At 58.0% G+C, this 10,630-nt stretch carries 10 protein-coding genes and 1 pseudogene; 5 read left to right on the top strand and 6 right to left on the bottom strand.

Annotated elements, in window-relative coordinates:
* Nucleotides 1–150: 150 nt before the first annotated feature.
* Entirely contained in the window at nt 151–1,509 is a 1,359-nt protein-coding gene (locus tag DXA70_RS13040) for an MATE family efflux transporter (protein WP_128118715.1), read from the top strand.
* Between the two features lie 205 nt (nt 1,510–1,714).
* Entirely contained in the window at nt 1,715–2,368 is a 654-nt protein-coding gene (locus DXA70_RS13035) for a phosphatase PAP2 family protein (protein WP_243001415.1), read from the top strand.
* 62 nt (nt 2,369–2,430) lie between these two features.
* On the opposite strand, the pseudogene gluQRS reads toward DXA70_RS13035, so the two are convergent.
* Together gluQRS and DXA70_RS13025 are read right to left on the bottom strand one after the other, a co-directional pair.
* A pseudogene (gene gluQRS / locus DXA70_RS13030) lies at nt 2,431–3,374 on the bottom strand (tRNA glutamyl-Q(34) synthetase GluQRS).
* Nucleotides 3,371–4,672, bottom strand: a complete 1,302-nt coding sequence (locus DXA70_RS13025; RefSeq protein WP_128118713.1) for a M18 family aminopeptidase — start codon at nt 4,670–4,672, stop codon at nt 3,371–3,373. Before DXA70_RS13025 ends, gluQRS begins: the two are co-directional and overlap by 4 nt.
* Nucleotides 4,673–4,893: 221 nt before the next feature.
* On the opposite strand from DXA70_RS13025, the gene DXA70_RS13020 reads away from it, so the two are divergent.
* Nucleotides 4,894–5,256: a hypothetical protein gene (locus DXA70_RS13020; protein ID WP_128118712.1), complete on the top strand. Its 363-nt coding sequence runs from the start codon at nt 4,894–4,896 to the stop codon at nt 5,254–5,256.
* Nucleotides 5,183–5,497, top strand: coding sequence for a kinase (locus DXA70_RS13015; RefSeq protein WP_128118711.1), 315 nt, complete (start codon nt 5,183–5,185; stop codon nt 5,495–5,497). The genes DXA70_RS13020 and DXA70_RS13015 overlap by 74 nt, the downstream gene beginning before the upstream one ends.
* 61 nt (nt 5,498–5,558) lie before the next feature.
* Here DXA70_RS13015 and DXA70_RS13010 read toward each other — a convergent pair whose 3' ends face one another.
* The 4 genes from DXA70_RS13010 to DXA70_RS12995 form a co-directional block, all read right to left on the bottom strand.
* Entirely contained in the window at nt 5,559–6,683 is a 1,125-nt protein-coding gene (locus DXA70_RS13010) for a DUF362 domain-containing protein (RefSeq protein WP_128118710.1), read from the bottom strand.
* 178 nt (nt 6,684–6,861) lie between these two features.
* The gene (locus DXA70_RS13835) at nt 6,862–7,770 is read right to left on the bottom strand and encodes a hypothetical protein (RefSeq protein WP_199522888.1); all 909 of its coding nucleotides are present in this window, start codon (nt 7,768–7,770) and stop codon (nt 6,862–6,864) included.
* A 245-nt stretch (nt 7,771–8,015) separates the two neighbouring features.
* Nucleotides 8,016–8,816 carry a PD-(D/E)XK nuclease family transposase gene (locus tag DXA70_RS13000; RefSeq protein ID WP_243001414.1) on the bottom strand — a complete coding sequence of 267 codons (801 nt, stop codon included), beginning with the start codon at nt 8,814–8,816 and terminating at the stop codon, nt 8,016–8,018.
* 163 nt (nt 8,817–8,979) lie between these two features.
* Entirely contained in the window at nt 8,980–9,810 is an 831-nt protein-coding gene (locus tag DXA70_RS12995; RefSeq protein WP_128118709.1) for an undecaprenyl-diphosphate phosphatase, read from the bottom strand.
* Nucleotides 9,811–10,041: 231 nt separating this feature from the next.
* On the opposite strand from DXA70_RS12995, the gene DXA70_RS12990 reads away from it, so the two are divergent.
* Entirely contained in the window at nt 10,042–10,455 is a 414-nt protein-coding gene (locus DXA70_RS12990; RefSeq protein WP_128118708.1) for a TrkA family potassium uptake protein, read from the top strand.
* The last annotated feature ends 175 nt before the right edge of the window (nt 10,456–10,630 follow it).

Below are 10,630 nucleotides of genomic sequence, written 5' to 3'. Positions count from 1 at the left end.
CTTTGGCAATCCCCGCAAGCGACACCTCTTTGCCAAGGGCTCACCCCTTGGGGAAAGACTCCTCCGCCGGAGGGAGGAGATGTCGCGTAAGCGACAAAAGGAGGATGCCTGTCGAGCGAAGCGAGACTGAGAGGGCACATAGGAGGAACCATGACGTCCACAAAATTCAATTCCCAACCGCTGTTTTCCCGCAGGCAACTGACGGCCCTGCTGCTGCCCCTCATCGCCGAGCAGGCACTCAGTGTGACCATTGGCCTGGCCGACACCCTGATGGTCTCCTCCGTCGGCGAGGCGGCTGTCTCGGGCGTAAGCCTCGTTGACACGTTCAACACCCTGATGATCCAGATCATGAGCGCGCTGGCCACCGGCGGCGCGGTGGTCGCCAGCCAGTACATCGGCCACCGGGAAGAGAAAAACGCCCGGGCCTCCGCCGCGCAGATCCTGTTCATCCTCTCGGTGTTCAGCCTGGCCGTGGCCGCCGTGGTCGTGGTGGGGCGGCACGCCATCCTGCGGGGCATCTTCGGCTCCATCGACGCCGACGTCATGCGCTACGCCGAGACCTATTTCCTGCTCTCAGCCCTGAGCTACCCGTTCATTGGCCTGTACAACGCCGGTGCGGCACTGTTCCGGGCGCAGGGCAACAGCAAGGTGAGCATGATGTCCAGCCTGGTGATGAACGTTGTCAACATCGGCGGCAACGCCCTCCTCATCTTTGGCTTCGGGATGGGCGTGCTGGGCGCGGCCCTCGCCAGCCTGATCTCCCGCGCCATTGCCTGCATCGCGGTGCTTTTCCTGCTGCAAAAGCCCGGCTGTATGCTCCGCATAGAGGGTCTTGCCGCTCTCCGGCCCAACGGCAGGCTCATCCAGCGCATCCTGCGGGTGGGCATCCCGGCCGGCATTGAGAACGGCATGTTCCAGATCGGCAAGCTGTCGGTGGCCAGCCTGACCAGCACCCTGGGTACCGCCGCCATTGCCGCCAACGCCGTGGCCAACACCACCTCCACGTTCCTCAACATCCCGGCCAGCGCCGTGGGCCTTGCCGTGCTCACCGTGGTGGGCCAGTGCCTGGGCGCAGGCGAGAAAGAGCAGGCTGTCTGGTACGCCCGCCGCCTGCTCCTGCTGGCTTACTGCGGGGCCTGGTTCATGAACCTGTCCGCGTTCTTCTTTGCGGACAAGCTGGCGCTGACCCTCTTCCATCTCTCGCCGGAAGCGCAGGCCATGGCCCTGCAGGTGATGCAGTGGTTCAACATCTTCTCGATCTTCTTCTGGCCCTCCAGCTTTACCCTGCCCAACATCCTCCGCGCGGCAGGCGACGCCTCGTTTACCATGTCGGTCAGCATCGTGTCCATGTGGGTGTTCCGGGTGGGGTTCTGCTACCTGATGGTGCTCTGCTTCCACGGCCAGCTGCTCAGCATCTGGATGGGCATGTTCCTGGACTGGGTGTTCCGCTCCGTCTGCTTTATGGTCCGCTTTGTGCGGGGCAAGTGGCTGGAACAGCACGTGATTTAAAGTTTCACATTTTTCAATGCAAGATTTTGCCCCTCTGTCTCGTATGAGAAGACAGAGGGGCTTTTTCGTCAGCCTTGCACAAAATCTGGAGCACTATTTTAGGAGTGTTGTCCAGTTTTCGTCTTGTATTTTTCATAATTGGGGCGTATAATTTTTTGCCGTTGAAAGGTATTTCAACCACCCCGCACAAAGGAAGTGTGTTTTGATGCGTACTTGGTTTTCCCGCCATCCCGTCTGGTTCATGGCGTTTTACATGGTCTTTTATCTCACCGTCTTCCACTGGCTGGAAGTCCATGTCACGGTGCCGGACATCTGGGTCCACTGTCGGCTGGACGATTTCATCCCGTTCTGCAAATACGCCATCGTGCCGTATCTGGCGTGGTTCGGCTGGATCCCGTTCACTTTGTTCTATCTGCTCTGGAAAGCGCCCCGTGCAGACTTCTGGCGGCTCTGCCTGCCTTTGTTTGCGGGCATGACCTTTGCACTGGCCTGCTATATCGTCCTGCCCACGGGGCTCTACCTGCGGCCCGGCCAGGTGTATGGCAATGATATTTTCGCGCAGGCCGTGCGGCTGCTCTACGCAACAGATACGCCCACCAGCGTCTGCCCCTCCATCCATGTCTTCAACTCGGTGACGCTGATGCTGGCCTACTACCGCAGCCGCATCTTCGATGCCCCGCAGCGCCGCTGGATGCGCCCGGCGGCGGCCGTGCTCTGCGTGTCCATCGTGCTGGCCACCGTGCTGCTCAAGCAGCACAGCTGCATTGACGTGATGATGGGCATTCTGCTGGCCCTTGTCCTCGACTCGGCCATGACCCTCCGGGACAACGACACCAGCCGCGTGCCGCAGCGCCTGTAATTTTTTCGATCTGCCTGATCTATCCAAAAACGCCCGCTCCCGCAAGGAACAGGCGTTTTTTGTTAGAATAAATTTTCCGGCAGGCAGATATCTTCTTTGGGCACATTCTCCCAGCTGAAATCTGTAATCAGGCTCTCCGGTGTGCGGGGAGCAGGCTCGGGCTGCAGGCCATACACATAGGCCAGCCTGCCCACGATCTCCTCCGCCGTGTACTTGGCACGGAGATTTTCCAGGCTCTGGTCGCCATCCCGCTTGGAGAGGCGGCGGCCATCCGGGGCCAGCAGCAGCGGGCAGTGGGCAAAGCGGGGCGCTTTGAGCCCCAGCAGACGGTACAGATAGAGCTGCCGGGCCGTGGAGGAGAGCAGGTCGGCTCCCCGCACCACCTCGGTAACGCCCATCCGGGCGTCGTCCACCACCACGGCCAGCTGGTAAGCAAACACGCCGTCGGCGCGGCGGAGGTAGAAATCTCCGCAGTCCCGCAGGAGGTTCTCGGTGTGGGGGCCCATGCAGCCATCCACAAAGCGGACATTCTCGTCCGGCACCCGGACCCGGTAAGCCGGGGCTTTGTGCTTCCGCTTCTCCGCGATCTCCTCCGGCGTCAGGTCCCGGCAGGTGCCGGGATAGATGACGTTGCCGTCCGAGGTATGGGGCGCGCTGGCGGCATGGAGCTGGGAGCGGGAGCAGAAGCACGGGTACACCAGCCCTGCGCGGCCAGCTTCGCGTAGGCCTCCTCATAGACGGGGGCGCACTCGCTCTGGTAATAGGGGCCGTGGGGCCCGCCGTGGCTGCCGCCCTCGTCCCAGACAAGGCCCAGCCAGCTCAGGTCTTCTTCCAGCTGGTCGGCATATCTGCGGGGGCAGCGCTCGGCGTCCAGATCCTCAATGCGGAGGACGATCTTTCCGCCCTGATGCTTCGCACTCAGCCAGGCCAACAGGCTGCAGGCCAGGTTGCCCAGGTGGAGCCGCCCGCTGGGGCTGGGGGCAAACCGCCCGACCGTGCCGCTCACAGGCCCAGCTTCCACTCCCCGTCTTTCGGCTGGAAGATGGGGGTGTTATAGTAGGCGGCCACGGCCTTTGCCATGTACTCGGCATCGGCGCAGCTGGCGGTCTCCATGGCGGAATGCATGGCCAGCTGGCCCAGGCCGATGTCCACCATGGGCATCAAAATCTGATGGCCCAGCAGGTTGCCCAGCGTGGAGCCGCCCGGCACATCGGCGCGGTTGGCAAAGGTCTGCACCGGGACGCCCGCCTTTTTGCAGATGGCGTTGAACGCGGCCCCGGTAAAGCCGCTGGTGGTGTATTTCTGGCTGGCGTTGGTCTTGAGCAGGACGCCGCCGCCCATGACGACGGGGTTGGCGGGGTCGCTCTTCTCGGGGTGGTTGGGGTGGGTGGCGTGGCCGTTATCGGCACTCAGCAGCAGGGTGTTGGTGCGGGCGCGGATGCTCTGCTCTTTCGTCACGCCAAGGCTCTCCTCAATGCGGGCCAGCACGTCTGCAAAGAGGGTGCCGCAGGCCCCCTGACGGCTGGAGGAACCGACTTCCTCGTTATCAAACATGACCCAGACATCGCCGCGGCCCTCTTCCTCGCCGCGGCCCTGCAAAAAGCCCCACAGGGTGGTGTAGGCGCACTCCAGGTCGTCGATGCGGCCAGACATGAAATACTCGCCGTTCAGGCCCAGACGCTCGGCCTTCTCCCGGGTGCAGAGGACGATGTCGACGTCCACGATCTCTTCGGGCTTGACACCGGCTTCCCGCGCCAGCACAGCCCGCAGGCTGCCGCCTGCCGCGCCGAAGATGGGCTGCAGATCGACCTGGGGGTTATACTTCATGCCGTTGTTCAGGTCACGGTTGAAGTGGATGCAGAGGTTGGGGATGCAGGCCACGGCCCGGTCCGGGTGGACCAGACGGCTCTCAATGCCGCTTTCCGTCTCCACCAGCACGCGGCCGGCCACGCTCAGGGGGCGGTCCAGCCAGGAGGGCATGATCATGCCGCCGTAGCCCTCGGTCTCCGCCTTGGCAAACACTTTATCCTCGGCGCAGTCCAGTTTCTTGACCCGCCAGGTGGGCGAATCGCTGTGGCTGGCCGCCGCGTGCCAGCCGGTCAGCGGGCCCTTGGGCATCCGCCATGCCATGATGGCAGAGCCGTTGCGGGTGGTATAATATTTGCCTCCCGGAGCCAGCTGCCAGGCAGCACTCTCAGGGCAGTTCTGGTAGCCATTCTCTTCGAGGATGGCTGCCGCCGCCGCGGTGGAGTGGAACGCGCTGACGCCGGCGTCAGGAAGTCGAACAGGCCGTCGATGGAAAATTCGTGGTTCATACGATGCTCCTTGGTTTTATATCCATTGGATTTTTGTTGGATTCACGTTCGGTGCCTATTATAACTGCTTCTGCTTTAAAGGTCAATCGCAGTTGAAATTCGTCCCACGAGCGCCGATTGACAACCGCCGGGGAGAACAGTATACTAGAAGTAAGACCCAAAATGCTCCCCCGGCGGCGCGCCGGGCATTGATAAAAGGAGGAATCCGCCATGATCCAAAAACGGTTCGTTTCGCTGCTGCTCTGCGCGGCACTGGCCCTCTGCCTTCTGGCTGGCTGCGACACCGCCGCCAGCGGCAGCACTGGCTCCGCTTCCGCCCCGGCCAACAGCTCGGCCAGCGCGTCCAGCGAGAGCGTCCCCAGCACCACCAACGAGGCCAACACCTCCGGCCTGCGCCCGAATTTTGATGAGAACTCGCTGTTCAGCATCACGGGCACGTCCGATGCCTTTGAGCCCTGCCTGGCTGGGGCCCGGCGTTTCCGGCTGCTCCCTGAAATCCGTGCTGGCGGCGGCTTCCCTGCTCCAGTGGGCCGAGCAGACCAACCTGACCAGCCGCACCACCGACGCCATTGAGGACGCGTTCAGCCAATGGTACGACGCGCTAGACTCCATTGACCAGGAGAGCTTTGCCGAGGCCTGGCCTCTCATCAAGGACGACGCCAACGCCCTGCTGACCGATAAGGACAGCCTTTCCGGCCTCATCGAGGATGCCGGCCTTGACCCCGCCGACCTGCCCGGCTGCTCCCAGAAGAACTGGGACGCTTTGCAGGACGTCATTGACCGCCTGACCCCCGAGGCAAAGGGCGAATTTTGAGCAACACGCAAAAGAGGCATCGTGCAGTGCACGATGCCTCTTTTTTTGCCGTTTTGCCGTTTTAGACTTTTTTCAGCGTATACTTCCGGGTGCCCATGCCGATCTTCTCGGCCTGCTCCAGCGTGGCTTTCCACTCGATGTTCGGGTTGGAATCCTTGAAGTTGTCGTGGTAGCACTTCCAGTCGGACTTGCCCAAGTTCTGGCTCAGCTGGCTGTTGGGCAGGGGCTGGGCTGCCAGGCAGGCGTCCACGCAGGCCTGATCCAATGCCACTGGGTCAAAGGAGGCAAACATGCCGATATCCGGCAGGATGGGGGCATCATTCTCGCCATGGCAGTCGCAGTTGGGGCTGATATCCTGCACCAGGCTGATGTGGAAGCAGGGGCGGTCATAGCAGACAGCGGCAGCGTACTCGGCCATCTTGCGGTCCAGCTCTTCGTTTGCACTGCTGTCGATGGAGTAAATGGCATCGAAATTGCAGGCACCGATGCAGCGGCCGCAGCCCTTGCATTTGTCGTAATCGATGACAGCCTTATTCTGCTCGTTGTAGGTAATGGCATCCGAGCCGCACTCCTTGGCGCAGCGGTGGCAGCCGCGGCAGAGGCTGTCCTGTACAGCGGGCTTGCCGGAAGAGTGCTGCTCCATCTTGCCTGCGCGGGAGCCGCAGCCCATGCCGATGTTCTTAATGGCACCGCCAAAACCGGTGGACTCGTGGCCCTTGAAGTGGGTCAGGCTGATGAAGACATCTGCGTCCATGATGGCGCGGCCGATCTTGGCCGTCTTGCAGTACTCACCGTTGGGCACCGGCACTTCCACCTCATCGGTGCCCCGCAGGCCGTCGCCGATGAGGATCTGGCAGCCCGTGGTCATGGGCCAGAAGCCGTTCAGCTGGGCGCAGGTCAGGTGCTCCAACGCATTCTTGCGGCTGCCCGGGTAGAGGGTGTTGCAGTCGGTCAGGAACGGGAGGCCGCCCTGCTCCTTGCACAGGTCTGCCACCACTTTGGCGTAGTTGGGGCGCAGGAACGCCAGGTTGCCCAGCTCCCCAAAGTGCATCTTGATGGCCACGAACTTGCCGTCCATGTCGATGTTCTTGATGCCAGCCGCCAGGCACAGCCGACGCAGCTTTTCCATCAGACTGGTGCCCACCGGACACCGGAAGTCGGTATAGTAAACAGTCGATGCTTCCATTGTTTTCTCCTCTGTTTTGCAGTTGCGGCGCACTCCCCGCCGCAGGGTTCTCTCTTGGTTTTGATTATAACACACTGGGAATAGAGGCGCAATAAAGGTAAAGTTGGGTTCAGGGTGATTTTTTTGCATGAAAATGCCCCGCAGGGGTGAGCCTGCGGGGCGTTCATTAGAACTCTTTTTATTTGTTAGGAGCCACAATCAGCTCGTCCAGCTTTTTAGCGTTCGGGTTGAGCTTAAACAGCGACGGATTTACACTGTAAGTAATAGACTTTACAATGGAAATGCTCTCATCAACCGTTCCGGTTTCTTTATCAACGGTGCGCTCGACAAGCAGTTTCAAACTGCCACTATTATCATAGCAGTAAATACTCTTGTCACCATATTTATCCGTCACAGTTTCAGAATGATAGACAGCCCCGTTTTTCTTATAGGTATAGGTTCCAAGTTCTACTTTCTGGTTCTGGTCAAAGTTGCTGAGCGAAACACCTGCCTGATCAGGATCATAGGGATATTCCTCATAACACGGAACCGTCATTTTATCCGTATTGTACCCCTGTTCAGTGTGCCACTTTTTCGCACTCTGATACTCTGCGCTCTCCGGGTACAAGACAACATAACACTTATTTGTTTTTCCGTCACCGATAAATTCCGAAAAAACAATGTTACCGCTCTCATTTGCTGTTTTATGATACATACTCTTTCCGCTCAGTGCCAGTGTCTCCTGAGGATAGGTTTTATTCTCTTTGTCATACTCATCCTCTACGAGAACAATGCAAACCTGACCACTTCTCAGCACGTTATTAACGATAACACCCGTACGGCTCTTGCTTAAAGTGGTAGTCCCCTCATCCGTAGTTGTGCCAGAAGAGCTGGAGCTGCTGCTAGAGCTGGAGCTGCTGGACGAACCGGAGCTGCTGCCAGAGCTGGCGCTGCCGCTCGAAGAGCTGCTGGAAGAGCTGCCATTGTTGCTGCCAGAAGAGCTGGAGCCACCATTGCTGCCGCCGCCGCCACCGCCGCAGGCAGTCAGCATAGAAACAGCCATGACCGCAGCCAGAGCAACTGCGGCAATTCTTTTCGATAATCTCATGATTGAATTCCTCCTGTTTTTTGATTCAATTCCAAAACAAAAACCCCAAATGTCATTGTTTGTACGCCAATCTTACCCCCCCCCCCCCGGCCACTCTGTCAAGGGAATCCAATAATTTTGTCGGTTTCTGCAAAAATCTTCATTTTACATGGTGCAACATGACAAGAGTGCAAGATGCTCTTACACGCAAAAGAGCCGCCACACAAAGCTCTGTGCAGCGGCTCCCCCGTTTGCTTTCGATTCTTTTATGCTGAGCGCATTTCTGTAATTGCTTCTCTTACCTGTTCCAGCGTGAGCTCTGTCGTCCGTGCGATCTTATCCAGATCATGCTCACCGCCATTCCAGAGATTCAATGCAATGCGCTTTCCTTTTTCGATTTCAGCATCTTCCCGTTCACGGTCTACGATTACCTGCATTGTCTTGCACATAGTTGCCACTCCCTCCGCTTCTTCTTTGAAATATCTAACCCTTGCTGCAATTTTCGGATTTTGCATTTTCCGATAGTCACCACAATTAAAGTCGTGCATCAACTGCCCTATTTCATCACTTCCGCGATACGAACCATTGACATATATAATATGCGCCCTGTCTCCAAATGACTTTCCTGTTTCTTGGACCGTTCTTTCGATTGTATAGACCGGAAGCCCCTCTTTTAATACATCGTTGGCCGTAATGAAAATAATATATGTCTCTGGCAACTCTGTATAGGCTTCGCCTGCCGTCGTCAAACGCGAATCCAGCAATGCGCTGTTGAGCCTTGCCCTCTCCGGAACGGCCCCTCTGTCTTCCTGTTGAACCTCTATATCATATTGTTTTCCTGCCGCATCATTTGCATAGATGTCCAATCGAACAGAACGTCCAAATAGGTTTCCAATCGTTAATTGCGTCACGGACTTCATGACTTTCAAGTCCTGCCTTTTCAGGATAATACTTAGTAACTCCTGCGTGCATTCCAAGTCCCCTGAAAAAACTTGCGTCATAAAAGTGTCATCCATCAATGTAAACTTCCGGATTGCATCCATCCGTTCAGCTGTTTTTTCATCCAATTGGAAATTCCTCACGATTCTCACCTCTTTTTCAGGAGACGCTTTGAACATTCTTACGTTTTTATTTTACCATACCCACAAAACATTAACAAGTCATTTTGTAAGCTTTAACAGAAAGAGCCGCCCAACGGGCGGCTCAGAGACATACAGCTTATCTTCACGCTTACGCGATGGCCGTAATGGCGGCCACAGCCAGGACGATGGCACCCAGCACGATGCGGTAGAGGCCGAAGAACTTGAAGTTGTGGCGCTTGACGTAATCCATCAGGAAGCGGATGGCAACCAGGCTGACCACAAAAGCAACCACACAGCCCACCACGAGAACGGCCACTTCGGTGCCAGTCATGGCAGCGCCGGAGAGGACGAATTTGACCACCTTGAGCAACGAGGCACCGGCCATGACCGGGATGGCGAGGAAGAACGTGAACTCGGCCACGCAGGCACGGGAGAGGCCCAGCAGCAGGCCGCCCACGATGGTGGCACCGGAGCGGGAGGTGCCGGGGATGATGGCCAGCATCTGCCACACGCCCACGAGAAAGGCTTCCCGGTAGGTGATCTGCTCCAGACGGGTGACATGGGGCGTGGTGCGGCGGTTTTCCACCAGAATAAAGAGGACGCCGTACAAGATCAGCATAGCAGCCACGGTGATGTAATTGTAGAAGCGGGCCTCCATCCAGTCGTCCAGCGGGCTGATGACCAGCACGGGCAGGGTGGCAGCCACCACCTTGAACCACAGCTGCCAGACCTGGGGCTTGGAGACCACCCGGCCATGCTGGAGGCCAAAGGGCCACAGTTTATGCCAGAACAGCACCACCACGGCCAGGATGGCACCCAGCTGGATGACCACCCGGAACATGGACAGGAACTCTTCGCTGGCGTTGAACTGGATGATCTGCTCCACAAGGATCATATGGCCCGTGGACGAGATGGGCAGCCACTCGGTAATGCCCTCCACGACGCCCATTAAAATGGCTTTCAATATCTCTAAAAACATGGTTTCCTCCTGAAACGCACACCGCGCTTATTGTCGCTTTTTGGATTTTGCAGCTATCAGTATACCATACTCTATGCCCCAGCGCACGCGGAATGCGAAATTTTTCCCGGCCGTGCTGTATTTATCTCCCGGTATAAATGTGGTATACTGGTTTCAGATCCCATCGAAACCATAAACGGCTTTTTTTGCGTTTTAAACAGTTTATAAAGTTGATAACATGAGGTGACTTCCATGAACATTCTGGTGATCGGCTGCGACCAGGTAGGCGCCGCGCTGGTGCGCGACCTGGAGCGCATTGGCCACGACATCTCGCTGGTGGAAAGGGACTCCGAGCAGCTCAAGCGGCTGGACGGCTTCGACGATTATTCCTTTGGCGGGACGGCCCTTGTGGGCGACCCCACCGACCCGGACGTCCTCAAGCAGGGCGGGATTGAGAACTGCGACGCCGTGGCAGCCGTCAGCGAGGACGACTCCGTCAACCTGATGGCGGCGCAGATCGCCAAAAGCATCTTCCAGCGGGAGAAAGTCATCTGCCGGGTGTCTGACCCTCATTTGCAGATCCTGTACCACAAATACTACGGCCTTGAGACCATCTGCCCCACCATCCTCACCGAGCAGGCAGTGTTCCGGACGCTGTCCAAGTAACCTCTCCGTCATCATCGCTTCGCTCGATGCCACCTCTCCTGTCAGGAGAGGCCTTGGCATTCCGCAACGTTTTCGATGATGACAATGATCCCTCCTGAAAACCAATCCTCTTTGCCAAAGGCTCCCCCTGTCAGGAAAGACTCGCCCCGGCGGGGAGGTGGCACGCAAGTGCCGA

The organism is Faecalibacterium sp. OF04-11AC (assembly GCF_003460645.1).
GTDB lineage: Bacteria > Bacillota > Clostridia > Oscillospirales > Ruminococcaceae > Faecalibacterium > Faecalibacterium prausnitzii_I.
Note: the sequence above shows the minus strand (reverse complement) of the source record. Positions and strands in the feature narration are given on the sequence as shown.